At 60.0% G+C, this 25,728-nt stretch carries 31 protein-coding genes and 1 pseudogene; 17 read left to right on the plus strand and 15 right to left on the minus strand.

Translation table 11 applies throughout. The annotated features are described in order from the left end of the window. Positions 1-23 precede the first annotated feature (23 nt). From NXC14_RS09880 to map, 8 genes and pseudogenes are all read right to left on the minus strand, one after another. A complete protein-coding gene (locus NXC14_RS09880; RefSeq protein WP_085777989.1) occupies positions 24-1,793 on the minus strand; it encodes a radical SAM protein in 1,770 nt (589 codons plus the stop codon). Between the two features lie 159 nt (positions 1,794-1,952). Beyond that, positions 1,953-2,756, minus strand: coding sequence for an endonuclease/exonuclease/phosphatase family protein (locus NXC14_RS09885; protein ID WP_085777990.1), 804 nt, complete (start codon positions 2,754-2,756; stop codon positions 1,953-1,955). 53 nt (positions 2,757-2,809) lie between these two features. Further along, the gene (gene sthA / locus NXC14_RS09890; RefSeq protein ID WP_085777991.1) at positions 2,810-4,216 is read right to left on the minus strand and encodes a Si-specific NAD(P)(+) transhydrogenase; all 1,407 of its coding nucleotides are present in this window, start codon (positions 4,214-4,216) and stop codon (positions 2,810-2,812) included. Positions 4,217-4,333: 117 nt separating this feature from the next. Continuing rightward, positions 4,334-4,465, minus strand: a pseudogene (locus NXC14_RS09895) (JAB domain-containing protein); the annotation flags it as partial. 4 nt (positions 4,466-4,469) lie between these two features. Continuing rightward, the gene (locus tag NXC14_RS09900) at positions 4,470-5,657 is read right to left on the minus strand and encodes an alpha-hydroxy acid oxidase (protein ID WP_085777993.1); all 1,188 of its coding nucleotides are present in this window, start codon (positions 5,655-5,657) and stop codon (positions 4,470-4,472) included. 259 nt (positions 5,658-5,916) lie between these two features. Beyond that, a complete protein-coding gene (locus NXC14_RS09905; protein ID WP_085777994.1) occupies positions 5,917-7,278 on the minus strand; it encodes a prenyltransferase in 1,362 nt (453 codons plus the stop codon). 64 nt (positions 7,279-7,342) lie between these two features. After that, complete coding sequence (gene radC, locus NXC14_RS09910) at positions 7,343-8,167, minus strand: DNA repair protein RadC (RefSeq protein ID WP_085780055.1); 825 nt, start codon at positions 8,165-8,167, stop codon at positions 7,343-7,345. 7 nt (positions 8,168-8,174) lie between these two features. Next, positions 8,175-9,011 (minus strand): type I methionyl aminopeptidase, encoded by an 837-nt coding sequence (gene map / locus NXC14_RS09915; protein WP_085777995.1) that lies wholly within the window; start codon positions 9,009-9,011, stop codon positions 8,175-8,177. A gap of 237 nt (positions 9,012-9,248) precedes the next feature. Between map and NXC14_RS09920 the strand changes: the two genes are divergently transcribed. The 3 genes from NXC14_RS09920 to NXC14_RS09925 all read left to right on the plus strand — a co-directional run bounded on the left by NXC14_RS09920 (position 9,249) and on the right by NXC14_RS09925 (position 10,542). Beyond that, positions 9,249-9,908 carry a TetR/AcrR family transcriptional regulator gene (locus NXC14_RS09920; RefSeq protein WP_085777996.1) on the plus strand — a complete coding sequence of 220 codons (660 nt, stop codon included), beginning with the start codon at positions 9,249-9,251 and terminating at the stop codon, positions 9,906-9,908. A 98-nt stretch (positions 9,909-10,006) separates the two neighbouring features. Then, positions 10,007-10,213: a hypothetical protein gene (locus tag NXC14_RS32375; RefSeq protein ID WP_157131395.1), complete on the plus strand. Its 207-nt coding sequence runs from the start codon at positions 10,007-10,009 to the stop codon at positions 10,211-10,213. Then, positions 10,210-10,542 carry a DUF6105 family protein gene (locus NXC14_RS09925; protein ID WP_085777997.1) on the plus strand — a complete coding sequence of 111 codons (333 nt, stop codon included), beginning with the start codon at positions 10,210-10,212 and terminating at the stop codon, positions 10,540-10,542. The genes NXC14_RS32375 and NXC14_RS09925 overlap by 4 nt, the downstream gene beginning before the upstream one ends. Here the strand turns inward: NXC14_RS09925 and ruvX are convergent. Further along, positions 10,479-10,973: a Holliday junction resolvase RuvX gene (ruvX, locus tag NXC14_RS09930; RefSeq protein ID WP_085777998.1), complete on the minus strand. Its 495-nt coding sequence runs from the start codon at positions 10,971-10,973 to the stop codon at positions 10,479-10,481. The genes NXC14_RS09925 and ruvX overlap by 64 nt on opposite strands. Before the next feature lie 113 nt (positions 10,974-11,086). Here ruvX and NXC14_RS09935 point away from each other — a divergent pair, with 113 nt between their 5' ends. From NXC14_RS09935 to NXC14_RS09970, 8 genes are all read left to right on the plus strand, one after another. Next, positions 11,087-11,791: a metal-dependent hydrolase gene (locus NXC14_RS09935; RefSeq protein ID WP_085777999.1), complete on the plus strand. Its 705-nt coding sequence runs from the start codon at positions 11,087-11,089 to the stop codon at positions 11,789-11,791. 69 nt (positions 11,792-11,860) lie between these two features. Then, positions 11,861-12,148, plus strand: a complete 288-nt coding sequence (gene gatC / locus NXC14_RS09940; protein ID WP_085778000.1) for an Asp-tRNA(Asn)/Glu-tRNA(Gln) amidotransferase subunit GatC — start codon at positions 11,861-11,863, stop codon at positions 12,146-12,148. 59 nt (positions 12,149-12,207) lie between these two features. Beyond that, positions 12,208-13,689: an Asp-tRNA(Asn)/Glu-tRNA(Gln) amidotransferase subunit GatA gene (gatA, locus tag NXC14_RS09945; protein ID WP_085778001.1), complete on the plus strand. Its 1,482-nt coding sequence runs from the start codon at positions 12,208-12,210 to the stop codon at positions 13,687-13,689. A 20-nt stretch (positions 13,690-13,709) separates the two neighbouring features. Then, positions 13,710-14,174 (plus strand): GNAT family N-acetyltransferase, encoded by a 465-nt coding sequence (locus NXC14_RS09950; RefSeq protein ID WP_085778002.1) that lies wholly within the window; start codon positions 13,710-13,712, stop codon positions 14,172-14,174. Between the two features lie 26 nt (positions 14,175-14,200). After that, the gene (locus tag NXC14_RS09955) at positions 14,201-14,476 is read left to right on the plus strand and encodes a hypothetical protein (protein WP_085778003.1); all 276 of its coding nucleotides are present in this window, start codon (positions 14,201-14,203) and stop codon (positions 14,474-14,476) included. Positions 14,477-14,658: 182 nt separating this feature from the next. Next, positions 14,659-15,602 (plus strand): IS630 family transposase gene (locus NXC14_RS09960; protein WP_198175519.1). Its coding sequence is split into 2 segments (ribosomal slippage): positions 14,659-15,003 and positions 15,006-15,602, totalling 942 coding nucleotides; the frame shifts between segments, so codons are not numbered across the junction. A gap of 365 nt (positions 15,603-15,967) precedes the next feature. Then, positions 15,968-16,525 carry a hypothetical protein gene (locus tag NXC14_RS09965; RefSeq protein WP_085778004.1) on the plus strand — a complete coding sequence of 186 codons (558 nt, stop codon included), beginning with the start codon at positions 15,968-15,970 and terminating at the stop codon, positions 16,523-16,525. Positions 16,526-16,767: 242 nt separating this feature from the next. Beyond that, positions 16,768-17,085 carry a hypothetical protein gene (locus NXC14_RS09970; protein WP_085778005.1) on the plus strand — a complete coding sequence of 106 codons (318 nt, stop codon included), beginning with the start codon at positions 16,768-16,770 and terminating at the stop codon, positions 17,083-17,085. Between the two features lie 498 nt (positions 17,086-17,583). Here NXC14_RS09970 and NXC14_RS09975 read toward each other — a convergent pair whose 3' ends face one another. Then, positions 17,584-17,841, minus strand: a complete 258-nt coding sequence (locus tag NXC14_RS09975; protein WP_085778006.1) for a YjhX family toxin — start codon at positions 17,839-17,841, stop codon at positions 17,584-17,586. Positions 17,842-18,139: 298 nt separating this feature from the next. Between NXC14_RS09975 and NXC14_RS09980 the strand changes: the two genes are divergently transcribed. Further along, complete coding sequence (locus tag NXC14_RS09980; RefSeq protein WP_085778007.1) at positions 18,140-18,649, plus strand: GNAT family N-acetyltransferase; 510 nt, start codon at positions 18,140-18,142, stop codon at positions 18,647-18,649. Positions 18,650-18,652: 3 nt separating this feature from the next. Here NXC14_RS09980 and NXC14_RS09985 read toward each other — a convergent pair whose 3' ends face one another. Further along, the gene (locus tag NXC14_RS09985; RefSeq protein ID WP_085778008.1) at positions 18,653-18,964 is read right to left on the minus strand and encodes a DUF1294 domain-containing protein; all 312 of its coding nucleotides are present in this window, start codon (positions 18,962-18,964) and stop codon (positions 18,653-18,655) included. A gap of 146 nt (positions 18,965-19,110) precedes the next feature. Between NXC14_RS09985 and gatB the strand changes: the two genes are divergently transcribed. From gatB to NXC14_RS10010, 5 genes are all read left to right on the plus strand, one after another. After that, the gene (gatB, locus tag NXC14_RS09990) at positions 19,111-20,613 is read left to right on the plus strand and encodes an Asp-tRNA(Asn)/Glu-tRNA(Gln) amidotransferase subunit GatB (RefSeq protein ID WP_085778009.1); all 1,503 of its coding nucleotides are present in this window, start codon (positions 19,111-19,113) and stop codon (positions 20,611-20,613) included. 3 nt (positions 20,614-20,616) lie between these two features. Further along, positions 20,617-21,120, plus strand: a complete 504-nt coding sequence (locus NXC14_RS09995) for a GNAT family N-acetyltransferase (RefSeq protein WP_085778010.1) — start codon at positions 20,617-20,619, stop codon at positions 21,118-21,120. Positions 21,121-21,124: 4 nt separating this feature from the next. Beyond that, the gene (locus NXC14_RS10000) at positions 21,125-21,598 is read left to right on the plus strand and encodes a GNAT family N-acetyltransferase (protein ID WP_085778011.1); all 474 of its coding nucleotides are present in this window, start codon (positions 21,125-21,127) and stop codon (positions 21,596-21,598) included. A 102-nt stretch (positions 21,599-21,700) separates the two neighbouring features. Further along, positions 21,701-22,099, plus strand: a complete 399-nt coding sequence (locus tag NXC14_RS10005) for an NADH:ubiquinone oxidoreductase subunit NDUFA12 (protein WP_085778012.1) — start codon at positions 21,701-21,703, stop codon at positions 22,097-22,099. A 114-nt stretch (positions 22,100-22,213) separates the two neighbouring features. Beyond that, complete coding sequence (locus NXC14_RS10010) at positions 22,214-22,654, plus strand: DUF2155 domain-containing protein (RefSeq protein WP_085778013.1); 441 nt, start codon at positions 22,214-22,216, stop codon at positions 22,652-22,654. 95 nt (positions 22,655-22,749) lie between these two features. On the opposite strand, the gene aat is transcribed toward NXC14_RS10010, so the two are convergent. The 4 genes from aat to aroQ are packed head-to-tail and all read right to left on the minus strand — an operon-like array spanning position 22,750 to position 25,669. Continuing rightward, complete coding sequence (aat, locus tag NXC14_RS10015) at positions 22,750-23,364, minus strand: leucyl/phenylalanyl-tRNA--protein transferase (RefSeq protein ID WP_085778014.1); 615 nt, start codon at positions 23,362-23,364, stop codon at positions 22,750-22,752. Positions 23,365-23,371: 7 nt separating this feature from the next. After that, a complete protein-coding gene (gene accC, locus NXC14_RS10020; protein ID WP_085778015.1) occupies positions 23,372-24,721 on the minus strand; it encodes an acetyl-CoA carboxylase biotin carboxylase subunit in 1,350 nt (449 codons plus the stop codon). Positions 24,722-24,731: 10 nt separating this feature from the next. After that, complete coding sequence (accB, locus tag NXC14_RS10025) at positions 24,732-25,211, minus strand: acetyl-CoA carboxylase biotin carboxyl carrier protein (RefSeq protein WP_085778016.1); 480 nt, start codon at positions 25,209-25,211, stop codon at positions 24,732-24,734. Positions 25,212-25,231: 20 nt separating this feature from the next. Then, complete coding sequence (gene aroQ / locus NXC14_RS10030) at positions 25,232-25,669, minus strand: type II 3-dehydroquinate dehydratase (protein ID WP_085778017.1); 438 nt, start codon at positions 25,667-25,669, stop codon at positions 25,232-25,234. Positions 25,670-25,728 lie beyond the last annotated feature (59 nt).

Below are 25,728 nucleotides of genomic sequence, written 5' to 3' on the forward strand. Positions count from 1 at the left end.
GCCGCTATTGCAAGAATTTCCGCTCAATGCCCCGTCAGTTGCGCGACTTTCCTGACATGGCTGACGGCTGCGGCGCCGCCTGATGTCTGGGTGAAGAGGTGGAGCGTTTCTTCTTCGTCATCGGCGACGGGCGTCAGAGCCCGATCCATATAGGTCTTCGACTTGGCATCCCGTGAAATCAGGAAGGCCGAAATCGTCAGTCCGATAATCGTGCCGGCGAGCGAGGCATGTTTGCGGAAGGTGTCCCAGGCAAAACGCGGCCAAAAGACGAGCGGATGTTCGCGCGGGAGTTCCGGACGCCGCTCCGACGGCGTCTTCAGGCGCAAGAGGCCGCTCTGCAGCGGATGCACATTTTCCAGCGGCACCGTGGTTGCAAAGGAGACGAGAACCTTGACGAGCCTTGCGAGCGGCACACCGGTCGCCACGGCGCGGCGCAGCAGCGTCTTCATATGATGGGGCGAATAATAGAGCGACCAGGCCTCATGGTAGATGTCTTCCCATTCCTGCTTGCTCATCTTGGGATGGGAAGTGCAGACATGCTCGACATCGTAGATGTTGAGATCATCATTCATCTCGACGCCCTTCTTCCACAGAACTTGATGGTCCTCGGAGCCGGGAAGCGGGGTCAGGATGAAGAACTCGATGACATCGAGCGGCAGCTCTTCCTGGATGATGGCGATGTCGCGGCGGATCGATTCCGGCGTGTCGGCGGGGAAGCCCAGGATATAGCCGGCGAGCGTCATGATGCCCTGCGCCTTCCAGGCGAGCAGCATCTTGCGATATTCGGTGATCTTGTTCTGGTTTTTCTTTGCGGCAGTCAGATTATCCGGATTGACGTTTTCGAGGCCGATGAAGACACGGGTGACGCCGGCGCGCTTGGATTTTTCAATGAAATTGGGGATCTTGTGGCAGAGCGTATCGACCTGGATCATCAGGCCGAGCGGAATGCCATCCCGCTCCTTGAGCTCGATCAGCCGGTCGAAGATCGCTTCCCAATCCTTGTTTCGGGCGAAATTATCGTCGGTGATGAAGAACTTGTGGATGCCCTGCGCCCAGTTCATCCGCACGAGCTTTTCGACGTCGTCGGCCGAGCGGAAACGCGATTTTCGGCCCTGCACGTTGATGATGGTGCAGAAGGAGCACTGGTAGGGACAGCCGCGTCCGGCATCGAAGCTGGTGCTGAGGCCGAGCGTGCGCTGGATATTGTCCTTCGGCAGGAAAGGAACCGGCGTGCCGCCGATGCCTGGAAGGTCGTTCATGAAATTATAGAGGGGCTTCAGCTCGCCGGCGGCGGCATCGCGCAGCACCATGTCGAGCCGCCCCTCGCCCTCGCCGGCGAACATCGAGATGCCCATATCGCGGCAGGCATCGAGCCCAACCGCTGTGCCGTCAAGCATCGACAGGCAGCCGGACACATGAAAGCCGCCCATTGAGACCGGCAGGCCGGCATTGCGGAAGGGCCGGGCAATGTCGAGGGCGCGCGGATATTGGTTGGACTGGACGCCGACCAGCGCGACCATGCCGAAATTGCCGTGGCGCTTGAACTGGGCGAGCAGCCCGGCAAAATCGATCCGTGTATTGGTTTCATCGATCACGGTAATGTCGATCGCGGTATCCGACCCGAGCACCTTGCGCTCGGCGCATTCGGCAGCGATGCCGTAGAGCGCCGCGAGCGAATTGGAAGGGATCATCGCCCGCCACCAGCGGATGACGTAGCCGTCATCGTCATAATGCGACGGCTTGATCAAGATGAGCTGAAAACGTCTGCGCGCGGTTTCCGAAGCATGGGACAAGAGTATCTATCCTTCTCTAGAAACGTCTACCCGGAGGCAAAAGGGAGTTGAAGGCACAAATCAGGCACGGCGTGTCGATGTGATTGATCAGGGTTCAAACTAGGGCGTAAAAACAGGAAACTGCGCGCAGAAGTTTCGCGCAGCGCATCTCTCAATATACTACGCGATATCGAGCAGCAATGCGCGGTGGTCGGAGACCTCGGGTGCCTCGACCACCTCGAACCTGGCAACCTCCACGTCAGGCGTAACCAGCATGTAGTCCGCGAAGCGGCCCTGCTTCAGATAGTAGGAGGTTCGCGTGTCGACAAGGCCGTTTCCGGTGACGAGATCGGAAAGGCCCGACCGGGCAAGGATGCGAAAGGTCGCGCTGTCGGGCAGCACATTGAAGTCACCGCAGACCACGAGCCCTTCGTCGCCGGGCCAGATCCGCCCGATGAGGTCGGCCAATGCCAGCGCCTGCTGTTCGCGCTGCGCCGTATCGCCCTTGCCGGCGGGATCGCGCAGGCCATGCATATGGGCGATGGTCACCGCGCGGCCGTGCGCATGGCTGAAGAGGCGAATGCAATGGGCGTTGCGCGGTCTGGGATGTTCACCCCAGCCATCGGCGGAAAAACTGCCATGCACGAAGTCCTGCGACTGGGCGATGATGGAATGTGATTTGCGGACGAAGGTCGCCAACCCGAATTCCGCGACAATGGCGGCGTCGCCATTGAAAAGCTCACCTCGCGATGTCGGGCAGAAGAAGGCGTCGTGGCCGGGCAGGGCGGCGCTGATTTCCTGAAACAGATTGACACGTTGCGGCAGTTCCAGCCCCGCATCCCGGTATATCGACCATCCGCCATCCGCATTCGGCGCCCGCAGCACCTCCTGCAGGGACAGCACATCAGGGTCAGCCTGCTTGACATAGGCGATCAGGGCCTCGTGCAGTCGGCCGCCCCATGCATTCAGCGAAATGATGCGCAAGCTCTCGGCTCCATCTTAGCTGGCGGAATCAGATGGGCGCTGCCGTCGGGCCTTCAGAGTTCCGACTTGATGTCACCCATCCGGTTCCAGGCGTCGAGGCCGGCGATCTTGTAGGCTTCGGCGAGCGTCGGATAGTTGAAGGTGTTTTCGACGAAATATTCGACCGTGCCTTTCAGATTGAGCACCGCCTGACCGATGTGCACCAGCTCGGTGGCGCCCTCGCCGACGATATGCACGCCGAGCAGTCGGCGGGTCTTCAGCGAGAAGATCAGCTTCAGAAGCCCGGTATCGAGGCCCATGATATGGCCGCGCGAGGTTTCGCGGAAGCGGGCAATGCCGCATTCATAGGCGATGCCGCGCTCCTTCATTTCCTCTTCGGTCAAACCGCAGGTCGAGATCTCCGGCACCGCATAGATGCCGTATGGGAAATATTTCTGCGGCTCCTTGGCGACCGCGCCGATTGCCACACGCGCGGCGATGCGGCCTTGTTCCATCGAGGTCGAGGCAAGGCTCGGAAAGCCGACCACGTCGCCGGCGGCGTAGACGTTGGCAACCGATGTCTGGAAGGTCTCGGGATTGACCTTCAGGCGGCCACGGCTGTCAGCCTCCAGTCCGATGGCCGGAAGGTTCAGCGCGTCGGTCGCTCCCATGCGTCCGGCGGCAAAGAGCACCATGTCGGTCACAAGATGACGGCCGTTGTCGAGCATCAGCTGGACCTTGCCGCTATCCAGCCGTTCGACCTTCTCGGCCTTCGTGCCCAGCAGCAGCTTCATATTGCGGTCACGCAGCTGATAGGTGAAATCCTCGACGATTTCCTTGTCGATGAAGTCGAGCATTGTCGACTTCGGATCGATCACCGTCACGGCAGTATCAAGCGCCGAGAAGATCGTCGCATATTCGATGCCAATAACGCCGGCGCCGATGACGACCATGGTCCGCGGCAGCTCTTCGATATCAAGCAGTTCGTCGCTGTCGAGCACTGTCTTGCCATCGAATGGCATGTAGTCCGGGCGGAAAGGCTTCGTGCCAACGGCAAGCAGAATGCTGGCGCCGCTCACCGTCAGCGCTTCGCCGTCATCCTTGATGACCTGCAAGGTGGTGGAATCGATAAAACTTGCCTTGCCGCGCATATGGTGGACACGGTTGCGGGCGAACTGATGCTCGAGCACTTCCACTTCATGGTTGAGGGTAATCAGCAGGCGGCGACGCAGGTCTTCCGCACTGATCTCCTGTTTGACGCGGTAGGATCGCCCATAGAAGCCGCGCTCGCGCCAGCCGGAGAGATTGAGCGCGGTCTCGCGCAGCGTCTTCGAAGGGATGGTGCCGGTATGGACGGACACGCCGCCGACGCGCTTGCCCTGTTCGATGACAAGCACTTTCTTGCCGAGTTTCGCAGCCTGGATCGCGCCGCGGCGCCCTGCGGGACCGCTACCCACCACAACGAGATCGTACTGAAACATCCTCTAGCCTCGGATTGGAAATGGAATCATTTGCGACAAAAATGTCGCTCTTCTATCGGTAGCCGGTCAATGTTACAGATTGTTTTACGGCTGCCGTTTCAGGCGGACCTGTGCTTTTCAGATCAGCTTCAGCCCTTTCAAGCTCACATGGCCGTCCTTGCCGATGATGATGTGGTCGTGGACAGTGATATCAAGTGTCTTCGCCGCGTCGATGATCACCTTCGTCATATCGATGTCAGCGCGCGACGGTTGTTCATACGCGAGTGATGTAGTCCGTGGAAATAGCGCTCACCCCGGTGACCCCGAGCAGCGCCATGTTGCTATGCAGTTCCGTCTTCAGGATATCCGCCGCCCTGAGCACGCCCGGTAGCCCCGCGACGGCTGCAGCATAAAGGAACGGCCTGCCCACGAACACGAAACAGGCGCCAAGCGCGAGGGCCTTTATGATATCCGTTCCACGCCGGATGCCGCCGTCGATCATGACGGCAATGCTGTCTCCGACACGTGCAGCAACCTCCGGGAGGACCTGAAGGGGAGATGCGGTGCCGTCGAGCTGGCGGCCGCCGTGATTGGAGATGATCACGCCATCCGCTCCGGTATCTGCAGCCCGTGCCGCGTCTTCAGGATGCATGATCCCCTTGACCACGAGCTTGCCGGACCACCGCTTGCGTATCCGCTCCAAGTGGCTCCAATTGAGATGGTCACGCTTGCCGAAATCGCGCGTGACGTTCGAGGAGATGATCGGCGCGCCTCTTGTGGCATAGGAATTCTCAAAATGCGGAATGCCGTGCCGGACGATCGTGCGCAGGAATGTGCCGGTTGTCCAGCGGGGATGCGAGACGCCCTGCCATGCCAAGCGGAGCCCGGGACGCAAAGGTGTCGAAAAGCCCGCCCTTACATTATTTTCCCGATTGGGCAGCGTGGCGGTATCCACGGTCAGCAGAAGGGTGGTGAGGCCGGCCGCGGCGACCCGATCGATGAGAGCGTCGATGCGGTCGGGTTCGCCGGGGAGATAGGCCTGAAACCATGCTTGTGGCGAAACCGCCGCGATCTCTTCAAGGGGGATGAGTGACGAACCGCTTATAATCATCGGGATTCCCGATTGGTCCGCTCCTTGCGCGAGCACAATGTCCCCCCGGTAGGCCATCAGCGCGCTGATCCCCATCGGCGCAATGCCGAACGGTGCGGCATAGGTTTTGCCGAAGAGGCTCGTCTCAGTGCCGCGCCCCGAGACGTCCCGAAGTACACGAGGCCGAAAGGCATAGGCCTTGAAGGCCTCTGCGTTATGCCGCAGCGACGCATTGGTCTCGGTCGCGCCGGCGATATAACCGAACAGGGGCTTCGGCAGATGCCGCCGTGCCCTCATTTCAAAGTCATCGAGGCAGAGCGCATCGCGGCAGAGCCGGGTCGATCGATCAGTGTTACCGCTGGAGATCGTCATGAAGCTTTATCATCTCGGCATTTGCGGGCGGGTATTATTCAGAGTGGCGGCGCAGGATTGCATAGAATCCGCGCCGGCGACCGCTGTCAACTGAACCTTTCCGCAGTCTTCGCTTGCCTCAGATGCTTGCCTGCGACCTCCGCGTCGAACGGCAGATTGAGCGTCAGCAGCTGCCGCCGGGAAGAAGCAGCAGAGCGCCGCTGATCGGACCGCCGGTCCAGCGCGCGCTCGGCCGCGACCTTTCCGTGCAGGAATGTCGCTAATTATCCGTCAATAGAGTAAACCGACGTCTGTCGCTCCGCTCGCGCGCCAACTGCCCCGCCGCTGCGCAGAGATCGGGCGCATAGAGCTGGCAAGTTTTTCGCTTTTCGATTCCCCTATCAATCAGATCCAGAAGTCGTGCAGGTGCGATGTCGGGCGGCGCGGCAATGCGACCGGTGACGACGTGTTTTTCCATTTTCTCATGATCGGCGTGATCGATGTCGGGGTTGCGCCAGCAATTTGCGCACATGATCCTAAAGTTTTCGGTGTGTGAATAGATAATGGCGTCCTCGTCCAATTCCCCGCTTAGATCGATCAGTTGCCCTGCTGTCTCTTGCGTGCCCGCGAAAGCAAAAAACTGGTAGTTCCGGCGCACAAGCGTTGCCAGATGCGGGAAGACCGGGACCTCTTGTTCACCGTAGGTATGATACGTAATCGGAGCGCCGTCCATGAGGACGACATCGCCATAGTCGACGCCGAGACTGCCGAACAGTACGCTGCGAATAATGCCATGACATGGACTTAAACGCTCGATCCATACGGTCTCCTCCTCCCCTGGATCATCTGAGTCCGCCGTCCGCTCAGCAAGAGGCCGCTGGGCAAGTCTCACCTTGCAGGCCGCATACCCGCCTTCCGGTAACCCGAACCGCCCAAGCTCGATCTTCTGACCCATCCGCTTCCACACGTCCAAAGCGGTCTCGGCGTCCCCTGCGCCCGTGGCGCAGATTCCAAGGTTCCACTCGGTGCTGTCGATAACCTCCCGCTGCAAGCTTGCAGCAGCCAGGCCCGCCGCTACGCCTTCTGCGAATCTGCCCCGCGTCTTGTAGAAAAGGCCCAAATTGTATTGATGCGCGCTGTTCCGTGGATCGATTTCCGTCAGTTTCCGGAGACTGTTCTCGGCGATTGCATCCGTCTGGCGTGCCATCATTCGCGCCGACGTGGCGAGCCCGCGCAGTATCTGCTCCTGTTCAGGCCGCCCGTCATGAAGCTTGGCTAAGCGGTCCAGCGTCGCGACCATCGACTTAAATATCGGGTGTTCCGGCGGTGGCGCGTTCAGATCATCGATGTCGCGGACGGATTCCAGGCATAGTCCGATCGCCGAAAGGATATCGATATTGTCTTCATGGGCATCTGCGATCTCGGAAAGAACGTCTGTTGCGTCTTCTCTTGTGAGGCTTTGTTGGTCAACTATCCATAACAATGCCATCGCGGCCTCAGTCTGGTGACGCTGGGCTTTTCGAAATGGTTGGATCTTCTGCCATGCCGCCGACGTGCGGCCCGCCTGTCCTTCTGCAACGACGTCACGCGCTATCGCGTCGATCTCATCGGAAGTGAGAACCGCATTGGGACCATTCGACATGTCGTCTCCGTGGAGGGCTTCGGGGTGGGCGATGGTTACGTGGTCACGTCTCAAGGCGGCGGGATCACATCAACTTCAGCCCCTTCAGGCTGACATGGCCGTCCTTGCCGATGATGATGTGGTCGTGGACGGTGATGTCGAGCGCTTTGGCTGCCTCGACGATCACCTTCGTCATGTCGATATCGGCGCGCGAGGGCGTCGGATCGCCGGAGGGGTGGTTGTGCACGAGGATGATCGCCGTCGCCGAAAGCTCAAGCGCGCGTTTGACCACCTCGCGCGGATAGACCGGCGTATGGTCGACCGTACCGCGGCCCTGCACCTCATCAGCGATCAGCACGTTGCGCTTGTCGAGGAAGAGAATGCGGAATTGTTCTCGTGTTTCATGCGCCATGGCGGCATGGCAGTACTGAATGACCGAGGACCAGGAGGAGAGAACCTGCTTGCTTCTGATCTCGCTCTTCAGGGTCCGGTGAGCGACGGTGGCGATCAGTTTCAGGTCGAGGGCGACATTCTCGCCGACGCCCTTCACCTCCGTCAGTAGCGCCGCCGGCGCGCCAAAGACGCCGGCGAGAGAGCCGAATCGTTCGATGAGCCCCTTGGCGATCGGCTTGGTGTCGCGTCGCGGGATCAGCCGGAAGAGCAAGAGTTCGAGAATCTCGTAATCGGCAAGCGCCGTATCGCCCAGCTCGCGGAAGCGGTCACGCAGCCGCTCGCGATGGCCGTGATAATGTTCCGGCCCGGAGAGCGAGGCGGGTAGGGCGGTCCGGGCGTTCGGCGCGGCTGGTTTTTGCGACCGGCCGCCGAAGAACGAGCGTTCGTCGGCAACAGGCTCTTCAGTCTCGAAAGGCAGCTTGTCGTCGGAAGATGTCGCAACAGGCCGCTTCGCCATCAGATCGTCACCTGGCAAGCGGCGGCAGTCCGGGCCGGTCGAGGCCACCCGGTGACAGCGTGAAGATTTCGCAGCCCTCGGCGGTGACGCCGACCGTGTGTTCATACTGCGCCGAAAGCGAGCGGTCGCGGGTCACGGCCGTCCAGCCGTCGGCGAGCACCTTTACATGCGGCCGGCCGAGATTGATCATCGGCTCGATGGTGAAGATCATGCCTTCGCGCAGCTCCGGCCCTTCATTGGCGCGGCCATAATGCAGGATGTTCGGCGAGTCATGGAACAGCCGGCCGACGCCGTGGCCGCAGAAGTCGCGCACCACCGAACAGCGCTCGGCTTCCGCATAGGTCTGGATCGCCTCGCCGATCGCGCCGGTGCGGGCGCCGGGCCTGACGGCCGATATGCCGCGCATCAGGGATTCATAGGTGACTTCAAGCAGCCGCTCGGCTGCCCGCTTGATCGTGCCGACCGGATACATGCGGCTCGAATCGCCATGCCAGCCGTCGAGCACGAAGGTAACGTCGATATTGACGATATCGCCTTCGCGCAGCGGCTTGTCGTTAGGAATGCCGTGGCAGACGACGTGGTTGATCGAGGTGCAGGTGGATTTGGTGTAGCCGCGATAATTCAGCGTCGCAGGAAAGGCGCCGTGATCCATGCCGAAATCGAATACAAATCGGTCGATCTCGTCGGTAAGCAGGCCGGGCCTGACGATATCGGCGAGTGCATCGAGGCAGCGCGCGGTCAGCTGGCACGCCCTGCGCATCCCTTCGAATGCCTGCGCATCGTAAAGCCGGATGGCGCCCGTATTCTTCGGTGGCGCGGAGGAGGCTTCGATATAATTCACCATTGCGGGGCCTTAGCGGAGATTGTTAGATTTGTTCATAATGCAGCTATGCCGGGTTCGTCCATCGCGATCAACCGTCGGGACGAGATTTCTGGAAGGTTTCGATCCGCCTTCAGCAGCCATTCGGCGCCGAATTCTGAGTGCCGCAGGAAATATCCACAATCTTCCCAAGGGGATAGGATTGATCGAATAGGGTCTCCCCGCTACTCACCGATTGGTGACAGTGGGGAAGGGTCGGTCGTGCTGAATGAAGCTGAAAATCTTGCTAATTCGCCCGGGGTCCGCGCGGAGCCGGAACGGCGCGTGCGCGATCGCGGCGCCACCGAGCGCGCCATCCTTGCCGCCGCCAAGGGCCTGCTGGCGGAGGAGGGCTTCCAGAATTTCGGCATCAATGCGGTCGCCCGCCGCGCCGGCTGCGACAAGCAGCTGATCTACCGCTACTATGGCGGACTTGACGGTCTGGTCGAGGCGATCGGCGCGGATCTCGGCACGTGGGTGAGGGATCGCATTCCGGAAGATGCCGGCGGCATGTTCATGCTCACCTATGGCGATCTGATGGAGCGGCTGGCGCTTCTCCTGCTCGACGCCTTGAGAAATGATCCGCTAATGCGCCGCATCCTCGCCTGGGAAGTATCGGAAAATACCGAGCAGGTGAGGCGGCTGTCCGAGGCCCATTCGAAGGCTCTCGCCCTTTGGCTGGATCGCATGCGCGGTTCGCTGGCGCCGCCGAAGGGCGTGGATGCGGCAGCCGTCAATGCCGTCGTGATCGCGGCGATCCAGCACCTCGTGCTTTCCGGCGCAGCCGGCGGCCAGTGTGCAGGCCTGTCGCTGAAGACGTCGAAGGACTGGGAGAAGGCCGCGACGGCATTGAAGCGTCTCGTGCGCGGCGTCTACGGTTGACACCCATTCATCCACAGGGAGGCGGCGCGGCGTTAACCTTAACGAATGGTTTACGTTGCGTGGGGCTAGTTAACCGGACAGTGTGGCGGGGAGCAGAGATGATACGAGTGAGAACCTGCGAGTTGACGCCCATGGGAAGCAAGATCGCCAAAGCCGCAATTCTGGTGACGGCAATGATGTTCTTCGCAATCCTGGCGCTCGATATCGCAATTCCCGCGCTGGTGCTTTGCATCATGGCGTTGTCGACGTGGTTGGTTTCCCTCGATCTGCCCATCGCCCGCAAGCAGGGAGGAGAAGCCGCATGAAGTGGTTTCTAGTCTTCTGGGCCGGTCCTATCGTCTTTCTGGGCGCATGGTACTGGCTCTCCTATTACGACATGAATTTCGGCATCTTCATGCTGACACGGCAGGTCCATGACCTGACTTTCGCGATTTATGGCGAAGCCCTCGGCATTCCGCCGGAAACCATTCCGCCGCTCGTTGCTCGCGCCATTGCGGTGGACAGTCTCATCGTCTTCGCCATCCTCGGCTTCAGAAAGCGGAAGTTGATCGCTGCCTGGTGGAAGGCGCGTCAGGCGCTGGATTCGTCTCCCGCAGACCTTGCGAGCGAGGACAGCCTGTCGAGGGCCCCCTGAAGGATGAAGCTTGCCGCGGCCGAATCGATCCGTTCGGCCCGCTTGGCGCGTGAGACGTCCATTTCGATGAGCGTCCGTTCGGCCGCGACCGTCGAAAGCCGTTCGTCCCAATAGACGAAGGGCAGCACCGTTTTCTGCTCCATGTTGCGCACGAAGGCGCGCGTCGCCTGCACGCGCGGCCCCGCCGATCCGTCCATATTCATCGGCAGGCCGATGATAAAGCCGGCAACCTTTTCCGCCGCCGCGAAGTCCAGCAGCACCTGCGCATCGACCGTGAACTTGACGCGGCGGATCACCGGACGTGGCGTGGCGAAACGCCGGCCGAGATCGGACATCGAAAGGCCGATCGTTTTGGTGCCGAGGTCGAGACCGGCGATCGCCTGCCCGGGAGCAAGGATTTCAGCCATTTCCTCGATCGTCAGCACCGTCATTGCCGTTTCATCCCGTCAAGAGAAATTGAAGCCGCCGCCGCTTTCCTTTGCCGGGGCATGAGATATGTCCTTACCATCGAAATCAGATTTTGCATCACGTAAGGAGAGATTTCATGAAGATCACCTGGCTTGGCCATTCCGCCTTCCGCATCGAGACATCAAAGGCGAAGATCCTGCTCGATCCCTTCCTCAGCCATAACGCCTCCTTTTCCGGCCAGGACATCAAGGATGTGTCTGCAGGCATCACCCATATCCTGCTGACCCATGGCCATGGCGACCATGTCGGCGACACCGTGGCGCTTGCCAAGGAAACGGGTGCGGTCGTGCTCGCCAATGCCGATCTTGCCGCCTGGCTGGGCTCCAAGGGCGTCGACAGGATCGAGCTGGGCAATACCGGCGGCACGGTCACGTTCGGCGGCTTCTCCGCGACCTTCACCAATGCGCTGCATTCCTCGGCCCAGATCACCGAGGACGGCGTCTCGCATGCGCTCGGCAACGCCAATGGTCTGATGCTGCACTTCGACGACGAAGCCTCGATCTTCGCCATGGGCGACACCGACATCTTCTCCGACATGGCGCTGATCAACGAGTTACACCAGCCCGATATCGGCTTCGTGCCGATCGGCGACCGCTTCACCATGGGCGGCGCGGTGGCGGCACTCGCCTGCCAGCGCTATTTCAGCTTCAAGACCGCAATCCCCTGCCATTACGGTACATTCCCGATCATCGACCAGACGGCCGATAAATTCGTTGCCGGCATGGAGGGATCGAAGACTGAGGCGAGGGCGCTGAAGCCTGCCGAGAGCCTGTCGATCTGACGAAACCCCGTTGCACCGGGCGGACATGGCCTTTATAGCGGGTGGGAAAAATCCCATCCGGAGAATGCCATGTCCGTCGATCTTGCCACCGTGAAGCGCGTCGCCAAACTTGCCCGTATTGCCGTCTCCGAAGATGAGGCAAATCGCATGGTCGGCGAGTTGAACGGCATCCTCGGCTTCGTCGAGCAGCTCTCCGAAGTCAATGTCGATGGCGTCGAGGCGATGACGTCGGTGACGCCGATGGCGATGAAAAAGCGGGCCGACGAGGTGACCGACGGCAACAAGGCCTCCGATATCGTCGCCAATGCGCCGGTCACCGACCATAATTTTTTCCTGGTGCCGAAAGTCGTCGAATAAGGCGTCGAAAGCCTCTTTCCGACCCTGTTGCCATTTTCAAGACCTGAAGCGAAAACACGATGAGCGAACTCACCAGCCTGACCATTGCCGAAGCCCGCGAGAAGCTGCGCGCCAAGGAAATCACCGCGCTCGAACTGACCGAAGCCTATATCGCGGCAATCGACGCGGCCAACGACCGGCTGAACGCCTATGTCAAGGTGACGCCGGATCTCGCCCGCCTCATGGCCAGGAAGTCCGACGAGCGGATTGCAGCCGGCACGGCGGGCGAGCTCGAAGGCATTCCGCTCGGCATCAAGGATCTGTTTGCAACCGTCGGCGTCCACACCCAGGCCTGTAGCCATATCCTTGATCGTTTCGAGCCGCGTTATGAATCGACCGTCACTCAGAACCTCTGGGACGATGGCGCCGTCATGCTCGGCAAGCTGAACATGGACGAGTTCGCCATGGGCTCGTCCAACGAGACGTCCTATTACGGTCCGGTGATCAATCCCTGGCGTGCGTCGGGCTCCAACCAGCAACTCGTTCCCGGCGGCTCCTCCGGCGGCTCGGCCGCTGCAGTTGCCGCCCATCTTTGCGCCGGCGCCACCGCGACCGATACCGGCGGCTCAATCCGCCAGCCGGCCGCCTTCACCGGCACCGTCGGCATCAAGCCGACCTATGGCCGCTGCTCGCGCTGGGGCACCGTCGCCTTTGCCTCCTCGCTCGACCAGGCAGGTCCGATCGCCCGTGATGTGCGCGATGCCGCTATCCTGCTGAAGTCGATGGCAAGCGTCGACGCCAAGGACACCACGTCTGTTGATCTGCCGGTGCCCGATTATGAGGCCGTCCTCGGCCAGTCGCTGAAGGGCATGAAGATCGGCATTCCGAATGAATACCGCGTCGACGGCATGCCTGAGGAGATTGAGACCCTCTGGCGCCAGGGCATTGCCTGGCTGAAAGATGCCGGCGCCGAAATCGTCGATATCTCCCTGCCGCACACCAAATACGCACTTCCGGCCTATTACATCGTCGCGCCTGCCGAGGCGTCCTCGAACCTCGCGCGATACGATGGCGTGCGCTACGGCCTGCGCGTCGACGGCAAGGATATTGTCGATATGTACGAGAAGACGCGCGCCGCCGGCTTCGGCCAGGAAGTCAAGCGCCGCATCATGATCGGCACCTACGTGCTGTCGGCCGGCTACTACGACGCCTATTACATCCGCGCCCAGAAGGTCCGCACGCTGATCAAGCGCGATTTCGAACTGGCGTTCGATGCCGGCGTCGACGCCATCCTCACCCCGGCAACGCCGTCCTCCGCCTTCGGCGTCGCCGACGAAAACCTCGCGGCCGATCCGGTGAAGATGTACCTGAACGACATCTTCACGGTGACGGTCAACATGGCGGGCCTGCCCGGCATTGCCGTGCCTGCCGGCCTCGACCATAAGGGCCTGCCGCTCGGCCTGCAGCTGATCGGCAAGGCCTTCGACGAGGAAACCCTTTTCAAGACCGCCTACGTCATCGAACAGGCCGCCGGTAAATTTACGCCGGCCAAGTGGTGGTAACGGGTCTCACGATCCGAAAGATGACGTCCGCCGACCGCGAAACGGTCGGCGCCGTCGGCTTCGCCGCATGGGCCGCAGCCGATGCCTTCGACGAGAGTTATCGCGACCCCGCTGTGATTGCTAAAATCAGGCAAGAGTTCACTGTTTTTCCGCGAGAGACAAAAGGTGAGATCTTCGTGGCCGCGCTCGACGCGGAGATCGTCGGCTGGGGCGCACGTGAAGGCGAGCCCAACTATGTGTCCGATCTCTGGGTGCATCCCGATCATCAGGGCAAGGGGTTGGGCGGGGCTCTGTTGTTGCATCTGTGCGAGCTGATGACGGCCGAAGGACTGACGACCGCCCGGATCGACACGCATGCCAGGAACATAGGCGCGATCCGGCTTTACAAACGCTGCGGTTTCACCATCATCTGGCACGGCATCGAATTCTCCAGGAGCATGGGCGTCCCGCTCGAAAAGGTGCACCTGGAGAAGCAGCTAGGCTGAGCAATGACCGAAACTGAGAGGGCTTCATGGCAGGCAATGATCTTATGCGCCTGATCGAGGCAATCGATCGCCTTGCCGCCGGCGGCTTCGCCATGGGCGCCGATTGGCAGGCGGTTCACGATATCTGTCAGCGCCACGAAGGCGAACAGCCGTTCGACTGGGGCCACGCCCTCTGCCATCGCATCGAGGGCGACAACTGGAATGCCGACTACTGGTATCGCCGCGCCGGCAAGATGCGCGGCTCGGGCGCACTGCCCGACGAATGGTCGGCGATGCGGGCGGAACTATCTGCAAAGGCTTGAGCTCTTACTCTGATGGCACCGGTTTAAGGCGCAACCAAGCCGCGGTAGGCTCTTGCGTCAAAGAATGCGCGGCAGGCGGCAGCCTTCAATCTGCTAGAGCACGCTTCGATTTTTCAGAATCGCAGATTCGCAAATCAGCTGAAATATGATTCTCTGTCCTACCGGAAAAGGACGGCCTAAGGATGACGCACCCATATTCTGAGGATCTTCGCGAACGGGCGATGGCGCGCCTGAACACCGGAGAAACGATACGATCGATCGCAGCAGCACTTGCGATTGCTCCCTCCTGTGTTTCGAAGTGGAAGAAGCGCCTTGCGGAGACCGGCGCTCTGACGCCCGGCCGCGTCGGCGGTCGCAAGCAGCGGACTTTGTCCGGCGAACGGGCCGACTGGCTGCGCCAGCGCTGTCGATCCGGCCCGTTCACGACGCGAGGCCTTGTGGCGGAACTGGCCGAACGCGGTATCAAGACCGAGCGACGCGCCGTTTGGGTGTTCGTCCGGGCCGAGGGCCTGAGTTTCAAAAAAAACGGTTACTGCCGGCCGAGCAGACGCGGATGGATATCGCCAGGAAACGGTTGCGTTGGAAGACCCATCAACGGCGGATCGAAGCGCAGCGGCTGGTCTTTCTCGATGAGACCTGGATCAAGACCAACATGGCGCCCCTCAGGGGGTGGGCACCGCGTGGTCAACGCCTATGTGCCGCGGTTCCGCATGGGCACTGGAAAACCCTGACATTCATTGCCGCCTTGCGCTGCGACCGCATCGACGCCCCTTGGGTCATCGATGGGCCGATCAACGGCGAACTCTTTACCCTCTATATCCAGAGGATCCTCGTGCCCACGCTCGCCAAGGGCGACATCGTCATCCTCGACAATCTCGGCAGCCATAAGGGCCAAGCTGTCCGTCGTGCCATCCGGGCCGCAGGCGCGCACCTCTTCTTCCTGCCGCCTTACAGCCCGGACCTCAATCCCATCGAGCAAGTCTTTGCCAAGCTTAAGCACCTAATTAGGAGAGAACAGCCTCGCACAGTCGAAGCGACATGGCGCAAGGCTGGTGAAATGCTCGACTGCTTCTCGCCAGCAGAATGCGCAAACTACCTCACAAACTCAGGATATGCTTCCGTATGAAAGCAGCAGGCTCTAAATATCGACTTTAAATTGTGGAAGCCTACGGTGTTTACAAAAGGCTGGATGCGAAGCGACCAACGAGATCGTCCGGATTGATTGGGCGAGATGGTGAAGCCGCCGTCCGCGCTAAAGTTGACATTGGGTTGAAGGAGAAAATTACTGTAAATGGAAGGATTCAATTTCCTGATGGGATCACGCGATCAACTCTGTCGGACGTGAAAAAAGTTGGAAAGCTGAGTCTCACCCAGCAGTTGAGAGATTACATCGACATATTTCGGGGTTTGCGCTTTGACCTATTCAACCGACCAGCGACACTGAGACCAGGCCTCTCCCAAAGGGAGTCTAGTAAGATTTAGGAGAATGAAATGGGCGATATTTGGGCCATTCGCGACGCTCGCCGGCTTGAAGAGGAGCAAACTATTGTCAATGACCTGCGGGAGGCAGGCGCGAACGTCACGTCTGTTTGGGACCTAGTTAACAGCAGGAGTGGATATCCAACCCTGGTGCCGATCTTGATGAAGCATTTGCAATTGCCTTATTCCGATCGAACACGAAGTGGGATTGCCAGAGCTCTAGCGGTTCCCGCGGCCAGTGAATATTGGGATTTCCTTGTTCAGCAATACATCAACGCAAAAGAGGGCAAAGGCCCCGTTTTCCCCGGTGAGGAGACGGAATTCGTGCTGGGTTTTAAGGAGGCCTTAGCTTGTGCGCTTTCCGGATCAGTAACGGAAGACACGCTCCCCCAGCTTATTGAACTGGCAAAAGATCCCGCCCATGGAGAAAGCCGCCTCTTGCTGATCGGACCTTTAAGACGCTCGAAGGCTGCTATCAGCAAAGATGCGGTTGACGAGCTACGACATGACCCGCAACTCGCTAAGGAAATCAACTCCTGGCGTAGAAGTAATGACGGCGTCAGGTCCTGAACCACAGCCGTGACAAACTAGGCAGGAACAAGACCATCACCGGCCTGATAGAGGGCTTCGGCACGACGCTCTATCCCGACGCCAATGTCGAGGTCGACCGTTGACGCCGGGCAGAGTTGCTTACAAAACCATGTGTGATGGCTGTGCTCCAGTCGATGCGCGAAGCGCCGTTCTTCGTTCACTCTTATCTGAGAGCAAGATACCGTTCGACGAGATTGTGAAGTGATGGGAGCAGCGCCTGAATGTTTCTAAAAGAAATCACATCTGCGCTAGACGAAAAAATGGCGCAGATAGGCTTCATCAAAGTATCAAAATTCTTGTATTGCCATAGCAATGATGGCGAGGAAGAGAGTTTTGTCGAGTGGAATTTATTTGGGAGAACCGTCAACAATTTCGCATGTGACTTTGGACTGCGGAACATTGCCGCGTTTAGTTTTGCAGAAAAGTGCTTGAAACTCTACGGCGGGAGAAACAGTCGGATGGAAGGCCGATTTAATGAGCGGTGCCAATTGGGGCAATACTACTCATGGGGGAGAACGGTCATCGCTGCGGTTGAGTGACCATGGCGGGAATTTGAAGTTAGTGCTTGAGAAGGCTCAAGCCGACATTCACCGCTTGACCGAGAGCTGGGAGGGTTTTTGATCTCGAAGGACAAGCTTTGCGATCTTCTGATAAGTGACTACAAATGGATGCCGTGGGACTGGTGTAATGGCGCGGCAAGGGCTGCGGAATATGCCTACCTCGCTTCAAGCATCGGCGGCACAAGCGCAGGCGTAATACGTGCTGCTCTTAGGCCGTACGAGAATGTAAACATAAGATCCGGCCTAGATCGCTCTGTTGAAGTTCGCGAGTATTTGGATAACGTATTCCGGGACTTGGCGCGATATCAACGTGATAAATGGTGTCGCGAAGTCTAGTCTTGAATATACTGGCACCCCGCAAGCGGAGCTGATGGAACAAGATAGATATTCGGGGTGACTTTGCCCCGTTCGAATTCCAATTCAAAGCTGAGCCCTGAGCGCCCCGGTTTGATGCGCGACCAGGGTTGGTTGCCCGACCTATCTATTGTCCAGCTGCGACCTGACCAGTCTCAGCCCTCGCTCGGTAATCCGGTAAGGCTGCCCGCGTGAAGACTTGATCGCCTTCAGCCGCTTCAGCCTGCGGAAGAGACCGAGGTCGACGCCGGGATAGAGCCAGCCGTCGCGGGTGAAACAACTGACGTTTTCGATCTTTCTGTAGTCGTCGCGGGTAATTTCGATGCGGCCGCCTTGGGCCATGAGATGCAGGATGCGCTGCTCCGTGCGGGAAATGTCCATGTTGTGAGATCCGGTATCGCGCCGTAGGGGCGCACAAAAACGATCTGGCGCTCATTCGAACGTCAGGGCTTCGTTTTTTCGGGCCCATGCGCGCAAGAAAACTTGCGGGCAGGGCCTTTACCGGGTCTCAGACTGGCTCAACATAAAATATCTATTATTCAGCCCGGAAAAAGCGGTCAAGAGCATCTTGTCGGTGAAAACCGGTCGAAAACGCTGGTTTCGGTTGATCATCCCTTTGCAGCTACTGGTAAATTCCGCGACTCAGTGCTCTAGTTAGAGGGGTAACGCGGAGGTGTCGTTGATCCACATTCGCAATGCCCGCGACGGGGAAGCGGAGCTATTGAGCGAGATCGGGCTCAGGGCCTGGCAAAAGGCGATGGCGTCGATTGGCGAATCGGATGCGATGATCGACGCGGCGCGCAACGCCTTTCGCAACTTCGTGGAGAACGACTGGCTGACAATCACCGTCATCGAGCAGAACGGCCAGGTCGCAGGCTGGGCTGCACGCGAGGGATTGGACGAAACCATCTCGGATTTCTGGATCGATCCCGTCTTCACCCGGCAGGGACTCGGCTCAGCCCTTCTCGAACGCATCGAGAAGGATATCGCCGGCCGAGGCTTCGAGACGGCGGCGGTGCAGACCCATTCCAGCAATAGCGAGGCAATCGGCTTTTTTCGGAAGCACGGTTACGGTATCCACTGGCTGTCGGTCGCCTATAATCCGAAGCTTGACCGCGACTTGCCCTCTGTCGGGCTGACGAAGCCGCTGGTTTCGGAAAGCCAAGGCGGATATGGGCAGGAATTCTGAAGTTTAAAAATCCAGATGAAGGCGAGGGGCCCATAGCGGCGCGAAGGCCAGGATCATGGCCAAGGCGCCGTGGAGGATCAGGATCGCCGCCAGGATCGACCGGAACGGCTCCTTCCTCGTCTTGTGGCGCAGGATCTGCTGTGCCGCCACCGCGCCGAGGCTGCCGCCGATCAGCGCAAGAGTCAGAAGCGAGCGCTCGCTGATGCGCCACCCGCCATTGCGCGCCGGCTGCTTGTCGAGGAAATAGATCGAAAATGCGATGAGGTTCAGCGCCAGAAACAGTGCGGCCGTTTTGGTGATGTCGGTCATCGTCATGCGGCTACATTGCCATCCCTCGGTTAACCCGCGGCAAATGTCGCCGACCTCCGTCAAACCGCAGTGCGCGATGGGGAAAGCCTTGCACCGGAATGCCATTTCCTTTACCTCACCAATGGAAAAGAACAGCCTGCAAAGAGCATCAGATGACCCTTGTCGACGTCCGCACGCCCGATCCGAAACGTTTCATCCCCGGCGCCACCGGCGACTGGGAAGTCATCGTCGGCATGGAAGTCCATGCCCAGGTGCTGTCCAAATCGAAGCTCTTCTCCGGCGCCTCGACGGAATTCGGCAAGCCGCAGAATTCGAACGTATCGCTGGTCGATGCCGCCATGCCCGGCATGCTGCCCGTCATCAACGAGGAATGCGTCAAACAGGCGGTGCGCACCGGTCTCGGCCTCAAGGCTGAGATCAACAAGCGTTCGCTCTTCGACCGCAAGAACTATTTCTATCCTGACCTGCCGCAGGGCTATCAGATATCGCAGTACAAGGATCCGATCGTCGGCGAGGGCAAGATCGTCATTTCGCTCGGGCCGGATCGCCAGGGCCAGTTCGAGGATATCGAGATCGGCATCGAACGCCTGCACCTGGAGCAGGATGCCGGCAAGTCGATGCACGACCAGCACGCGACCATGTCCTATGTCGATCTGAACCGTTCCGGCGTGGCGCTGATGGAGATCGTCTCCAAGCCCGACATGCGCTCGTCCGACGAAGCCAAGGCCTATATGACCAAGTTGCGTTCGATCGTCCGTTATCTCGGCACTTGCGACGGCAACATGGACGAGGGCTCGATGCGCGCCGACGTCAACGTCTCCGTGCGCCGTCCGGGCGAGGCTTTCGGCACGCGCTGCGAAATCAAGAACGTCAATTCCATCCGTTTCATCGGCCAGGCCATCGAATATGAAGCGCGCCGCCAGATCGGTATTCTGGAAGACGGTGGCACAATCGATCAGGAGACGCGCCTCTTCGACCCGAACAAGGGCGAGACGCGCTCGATGCGCTCCAAGGAAGACGCGCATGATTATCGCTACTTCCCCGATCCGGATCTGCTGCCGCTCGAATTCGACGATGCCTTCATCAAGGCGCTCGAAGCCGATCTGCCGGAGCTGCCCGACGACAAGAAGGAGCGCTTCGTGCGTGAACTCGGCCTGTCGGTCTACGACGCTTCGGTGCTGGTTTCCGAAAAGGCGATCGCCGATTATTTCGAGGCCGTGGCCGCCGGCCGCGACGGCAAGACGGCGGCAAACTGGGTGATCAACGACCTGCTTGGCGCGCTCAACCGTACCGGCAAGGACATCGAACAGACGCCGGTCTCGCCGGCCCAGCTCGGCGCCATCATCGACCTCATCAAATCAGGGACCATCTCGGGCAAGATCGCCAAGGACCTTTTCGAGATCGTGCTGACCGAAGGCGGCGATCCCGCCGAGATCGTTGAATCGCGCGGCATGAAGCAGGTGACGGATACCGGCGCCATCGAAAAGGCCGTGGACGAGATCATCGCCGCCAATCCCGAACAGGTCGAAAAGGTCAAGGCGAAGCCGACCATGGCGGCATGGTTCGTCGGCCAGGTGATGAAGGCGACCGGCGGCAAGGCCAATCCGCAGGCGGTCCAGGCGCTCGTCAAGGCGAAGCTCGGAATCGAGGAATAAGCGGTGTATTTCGTCCGCACCGCCGGCGAGCGCGACCTCGAGAAGGTGCGCGCTCTTCTGGTGGAGAGCTTTCACGCCACCTATGACGAGCTCCACGGCACAACAAAGGTGGACGATCTGATCGCCCATCTCTTTACGCCGGCAGCGCTCAAGGCGCGGCTGGTGCGCAGGGATGCCGAGTTCCTCGTCGCCGATAATGGCCGCAACATCGGCGGCGTGGGTTATGCAGCCATGTCGCAGGCGCTGACGAAGACGGTCATGCTGCATCTCCTCTACGTCAGCCCGTCGCTGAAGCGCCAGGGCATCGGCCGCGATATCTTCGCCGAGCTCGAATCCTGCTTTCCGGATGCCGAGATCATGCGTCTGGAAGTCGAGCCGCAGAATGCGGCGGCGATCGCCTTCTACCAGGCGCATGGTTTCACCGAAGCCGGCCGCAACGAGAACAGCGCGCCCGGACAATCCGGCATTCCCTCGCTGATTTTCGAAAAACCGCTCGAAGGGCATTGAGACCGTGGCGGTCGAATTGTCCGATACTCTCATTCGCGAAGCGCGCAGGGACGATCTGTCGGCGCTTGTGGCGCTGTTTGCTGCCGATGCTCTCGGCGGTCACGGCGATACGACGGATGCCGAGGCTTTTGCTGATTATGCCAGGGCCTTCGCGGTCATCGACGCTTCGCCCGACCAGACGCTTTATGTCGCAGAGCGCGGCCGCGAAATCGTCGGTACGTTCCAGACGATGCTCACGACCTCGCTGACGGGCCGCGGTTCTTCGACGATGATCATCGAGGCGGTGCAGACGCGGGCTGACATGCGCGGGCAGGGCATCGGTGCCGGAATGATCGAATTCGCCGTTGCCGAGGCAAAAAGCCGCGGCGTGCGGCTGGTGCAGCTGACCTCGAACGCCATACGCAAGGATGCCCATCGTTTCTATGAAAGGCTTGGCTTCAAGCCACCGCATATCGGCTTCAAGATGGCCTTGAAATGACCCCTGCCTCTCGTGGAATCGCTGGACAATTCGGCTTGGCGACGGCATAAGCGGGGAGCTAAATTCTGGTTTGGCCCGCACTGGCGGGCACAAGGAAAAGACATGCGGAATCTTCTGGTTCAAATCTTCACCTGGTGGAACAGTCAGACGATAGGCACGCGTTTTGCGACGTGGCGTTTTGGCAAGCGCGTCGGCGAGGATGAATTCGGCAACGTCTATTATGAAGGCGGCATCTCTTCCTATGGCCTGCCGAAGCGCTGGGTGATCTACAAGGGTTATGCCGAAGCCTCCGCCATTCCGCCGGGCTGGCATGGTTGGATGCATCATCGCACCGATGTTCCGCCGTCCAAGGAAAACTATGTCGCCAAGGAATGGCAGAAGGCGCATCGTCCGAACCTCACCGGTTCGCCGCAGGCTTACCGTCCGCCGGGCTCGCTCGCGGTTCCCGGCGAGCGGCCGCGCGTCACCGGCGATTACGACGCCTGGACGCCCGGCAACTGAGACGGCTCGACCGGGCGATCGCAAGCCCGGCTTTTGGCCACAATTGACCTTTACCCGCAGGTTGGCCGCGCTGGATCGCGGCCGTGAACCGAAAATGTCTGGAGACGGGTGCATATGAAGCTCTTCACGCGGAACATGGTCCTGCGTGGCGCCGGATCGCTGCTGGCGCTCTCGGCTCTGCTTCCACCGAGTGCGGCACATGCCGCGCGCATCGACAATCCGGTTGCCGTGTTCTCCGGCCTCGACAAGATCACCGGCCGCATCACGACGTTCGATGTCTATGTCAATGAGACGGTACAGTTCGGCGCGCTACAGGTGACGCCGAAAGCCTGCTATTCGCGCGACCAGGCTGAAGCGCAGAAGATCGACGGTTTCGTCGAGGTCGACGAAATTACCCTTGACCGCAAGATTCGCCGCATCTTCACCGGCTGGATGTTCGCCGACAGTCCCGGCCTCAACGCCGTAGAGCACCCGATCTATGACGTCTGGCTGAAGGACTGCAAGACAAGCTCGGACGTTCCGGCTCCCGACAGCGCCAAGGCGCAGGCGCGCTAATCGATGGTTAAATCCGAACGCTAGGGCCGAACGGCATGCGGTCGGATACGTGAAAACCGCCCGGATGGTCCTGAGCACGAGGACGTCGATCGACTTTAGAAACTAAGGTGTGGCGATTCCATCGCTGCGGCGAGCAGCACGGCATACTCGGCCTTCGGCACGTCGATCGCTCCGAACGTTTTCAGATGTTCGGTGGTGAATTGCGTGTCGAGCAGCGTGAAACCCTTTTCCCTCAGCCGGTCGACCAGGTGTACAAGGCAGATTTTCGAGGCGTCCGTCCGGCGTGAAAACATGCTTTCGCCGAAAAAGGCCGAACCCAACGAGACACCGTAGAGGCCGCCGACCAGTTGATCGCCTTCCCAGGCTTCAACCGTATGGGCATGACCAATTTCGAACAGCGTGGAATAAAGCGACCGGATCGTCTGGTTGATCCAGGTGCTCGGGCGCCCCGATGTTTCCTCCGCGCAAGCCGCGATCACCTGGTCGAAATCGTGATCGAAGCGGATTTCGAAGGGTTTCCTGCGCACACGTTTGGCGAGGCTTTTGGATATGTGGAAATCACCAAGCGGCAGAACGCCGCGCAATTCCGGTTCGACCCAGAAGATCTCCGGGTCGTCGGCAGACTCGGCCATCGGAAAGAGGCCGATGGAATAGGCGCGCAGGAGGATGTCAGGGGTTATGCCTGGTGACTTCCTGCGCGATCCTGCCATTCCTGTCCTATGCCGCTGGCGTGTTGGCGAGGTAATGTTCCAGCCAGTGGATATCGTAGTCGCCGTTGGCGATATCCTGGTTGGAGACGAGATCCTGGAACAACGGCAGCGTCGTCTTGATGCCGTCGACGACGAATTCGTCGAGCGCGCGGCGCAGGCGCATCATGCATTCGACGCGCGTGCGGCCGTGCACGATCAGCTTGCCGATGAGGCTGTCGTAATAGGGCGGGATCTTGTAACCTTGGTAGGCGCCGGAGTCGATGCGCACGCCAAGGCCGCCCGGCGCATGGAAATGCGTGATCGTGCCAGGGGAGGGCACGAAGGTGCGCGCATCCTCGGCATTGATCCGGCATTCGATGGCATGGCCGGAGAAATGCACCTCGTCCTGCGTCACAGACAGGCCGCCGCCGGAGGCGACGCGGATCTGCTCATGCACCAGGTCGATGCCGGTGATCGCTTCCGTGATCGGATGCTCCACCTGCAAACGGGTATTCATTTCGATGAAATAGAATTCGCCGTTCTCGTAGAGGAATTCGATCGTGCCGGCGCCGCGATATTTCAGCTTCTTCATGGCATCGGCGCAGATCTGGCCGATCTTCATGCGCTGCTCGACATTGAGCGCAGGCGAATTCGCTTCTTCCCAGACCTTCTGGTGGCGGCGCTGCAGCGAGCAGTCGCGTTCGCCGAGATGAATGGCATTGCCTTCACCGTCACCGAAGACCTGGATTTCGATGTGGCGTGGCTTGCCGAGGTATTTTTCCATGTAAACGGCATCGTTGCCGAAGGCCGCTGCCGCCTCCGTGCGCGCCGTCGACCAGGCCTCGATGAGATCGGCCTCGCTCTTGGCAACCTTCATGCCGCGCCCACCGCCGCCGGCCGTTGCCTTGATCAGCACGGGATAGCCGATTTCGGCGGCCGTCCGCAGCGCATCCTCTTCTGTCTTTACTTCGCCGTCCGAGCCGGGAACGACGGGAATGCCGAGTTCCAGCGCCGTCGTCTTGGCGGTGATCTTGTCGCCCATGATACGGATGTGATCCGCCGTCGGCCCGATGAAGGTGATGCCGTGCGCTTCCAGGATATCGGCAAACTTGGCGTTCTCCGACAGAAAGCCGTAACCCGGGTGCACGGCATCGGCGCCGGTGATCTCGCAGGCGGCGACAATCTGATGGATGTTGAGGTAGCTCTCGCGCGAGGAGGGCGGACCGATGCACACGCTTTCGTCGGCAAGGCGCACGTGCATGGCATCGGCGTCGGCGGTAGAATGCACCACGACGCAGGCAATGCCGAGCTCCTTGCAGGCCCGAAGCACGCGAAGGGCGATTTCCCCGCGATTGGCGATGAGAATTTTCGAAATCATGGGCTTGGGCCTATTCGATGACGACGAGAGCTTGGCCGTATTCGACGGGATGTCCGTCGTCGACGAGGATCTCGGTCACCTTGCCCGACTTCGGCGAAGGAATCTGGTTCATCGTCTTCATCGCTTCGATGATGATGAGCGTCTGGCCTTCCTTGACGGTGGCGCCGATTTCGATGAAGGGACGTGCGCCCGGAGCCGGCGCCATATAGACGGTGCCGACCATCGGCGCATTGACGACATTCGCCGGGTTGCGGCCGGGGGCTGCGGCAGGCGCGGCAGCGGCGGCTGCCGGAGCGGCGGCTGCTGCCGGAGCGGCGGCAAAGGCCGGTGCAGCGATCGGTGCCTGGACGTATTGCGGCGTGCCGCCGCGCGAAACGCGGATGCGCAAGTCGTCCTGCTCGACCTCGATCTCCGTCAGATCCGTCTCGTTGAGGATGTTGGCGAGATCGCGGATCAGTGCCTGATCGATACCCGATTTCTTTTCAGCCATGGTGTTGCCCTGTCTTCTTCTTATGCCGTGATGTTCTTCAGCGCTTGCAGCGCCAGGATGTAACTATGAGGCCCGAAGCCGCAGATCACGCCCTTGCATGCCGGTGCGATCATCGACTCGCGGCGGAATTCTTCCCGCGTATGGACGTTGGATATGTGGAGCTCGATGACGGGAATCGAAATAGCGCGGATCGCGTCGTGCAGCGCAACTGACGTATGCGTGTAGGCGCCTGCATTGATGGCGACGCCGGCGGCTTTTTCGTCGGCCTCGTGGATCCAGTCCACAAGCGTGCCTTCGTGGTTGCTCTGACGGAAATCGATATCAAAGCCGAGTTCGCGCCCGGCTGCCTTGCAGTCTGCCTCGATGTCCTTGAGCGTCTTGCCGCCATAAATGCCGGGCTCTCGTTTGCCCAGCATGTTCAGGTTTGGGCCGTTCAGGACAAAAATCGTTTGCGTCATCGAATGTTCCGTAAATGCACGACGGCAACCTATAGACTCCGCGAGGGCTGAATGAAAGC

The organism is Rhizobium sp. NXC14 (genome assembly GCF_002117485.1).
GTDB lineage: Bacteria > Pseudomonadota > Alphaproteobacteria > Rhizobiales > Rhizobiaceae > Rhizobium.

Excerpts from the sequence above, each read along its gene's own strand:
- ruvX (WP_085777998.1), bottom strand. The coding sequence starts at position 10,973 with ATGACGGTGCTGACGATCGAGGAAATGGCTGAAATCCTTGCTCCCGGG.
- aroQ (WP_085778017.1), bottom strand. The coding sequence starts at position 25,669 with ATGACGCAAACGATTTTTGTCCTGAACGGCCCAAACCTGAACATGCTG.
- NXC14_RS09985 (WP_085778008.1), bottom strand. The coding sequence starts at position 18,964 with ATGACGATGACCGACATCACCAAAACGGCCGCACTGTTTCTGGCGCTG.
- NXC14_RS10010 (WP_085778013.1), top strand. The coding sequence starts at position 22,214 with ATGAAGCTCTTCACGCGGAACATGGTCCTGCGTGGCGCCGGATCGCTG.
- NXC14_RS09975 (WP_085778006.1), bottom strand. The coding sequence starts at position 17,841 with ATGGACATTTCCCGCACGGAGCAGCGCATCCTGCATCTCATGGCCCAA.
- aat (WP_085778014.1), bottom strand. The coding sequence starts at position 23,364 with ATGGCAGGATCGCGCAGGAAGTCACCAGGCATAACCCCTGACATCCTC.
- NXC14_RS09935 (WP_085777999.1), top strand. The coding sequence starts at position 11,087 with ATGAAGATCACCTGGCTTGGCCATTCCGCCTTCCGCATCGAGACATCA.
- gatA (WP_085778001.1), top strand. The coding sequence starts at position 12,208 with ATGAGCGAACTCACCAGCCTGACCATTGCCGAAGCCCGCGAGAAGCTG.
- NXC14_RS09925 (WP_085777997.1), top strand. The coding sequence starts at position 10,210 with ATGAAGTGGTTTCTAGTCTTCTGGGCCGGTCCTATCGTCTTTCTGGGC.
- accC (WP_085778015.1), bottom strand. The coding sequence starts at position 24,721 with ATGATTTCGAAAATTCTCATCGCCAATCGCGGGGAAATCGCCCTTCGC.
- NXC14_RS09905 (WP_085777994.1), bottom strand. The coding sequence starts at position 7,278 with ATGTCGAATGGTCCCAATGCGGTTCTCACTTCCGATGAGATCGACGCG.
- NXC14_RS32375 (WP_157131395.1), top strand. The coding sequence starts at position 10,007 with ATGATACGAGTGAGAACCTGCGAGTTGACGCCCATGGGAAGCAAGATC.
- NXC14_RS09965 (WP_085778004.1), top strand. The coding sequence starts at position 15,968 with ATGGGCGATATTTGGGCCATTCGCGACGCTCGCCGGCTTGAAGAGGAG.
- gatC (WP_085778000.1), top strand. The coding sequence starts at position 11,861 with ATGTCCGTCGATCTTGCCACCGTGAAGCGCGTCGCCAAACTTGCCCGT.
- NXC14_RS09950 (WP_085778002.1), top strand. The coding sequence starts at position 13,710 with ATGACGTCCGCCGACCGCGAAACGGTCGGCGCCGTCGGCTTCGCCGCA.
- radC (WP_085780055.1), bottom strand. The coding sequence starts at position 8,167 with ATGGCGAAGCGGCCTGTTGCGACATCTTCCGACGACAAGCTGCCTTTC.
- NXC14_RS09900 (WP_085777993.1), bottom strand. The coding sequence starts at position 5,657 with ATGACGATCTCCAGCGGTAACACTGATCGATCGACCCGGCTCTGCCGC.
- map (WP_085777995.1), bottom strand. The coding sequence starts at position 9,011 with ATGGTGAATTATATCGAAGCCTCCTCCGCGCCACCGAAGAATACGGGC.
- NXC14_RS10005 (WP_085778012.1), top strand. The coding sequence starts at position 21,701 with ATGCGGAATCTTCTGGTTCAAATCTTCACCTGGTGGAACAGTCAGACG.
- NXC14_RS09970 (WP_085778005.1), top strand. The coding sequence starts at position 16,768 with ATGTTTCTAAAAGAAATCACATCTGCGCTAGACGAAAAAATGGCGCAG.
- sthA (WP_085777991.1), bottom strand. The coding sequence starts at position 4,216 with ATGTTTCAGTACGATCTCGTTGTGGTGGGTAGCGGTCCCGCAGGGCGC.
- accB (WP_085778016.1), bottom strand. The coding sequence starts at position 25,211 with ATGGCTGAAAAGAAATCGGGTATCGATCAGGCACTGATCCGCGATCTC.
- NXC14_RS09955 (WP_085778003.1), top strand. The coding sequence starts at position 14,201 with ATGGCAGGCAATGATCTTATGCGCCTGATCGAGGCAATCGATCGCCTT.
- gatB (WP_085778009.1), top strand. The coding sequence starts at position 19,111 with ATGACCCTTGTCGACGTCCGCACGCCCGATCCGAAACGTTTCATCCCC.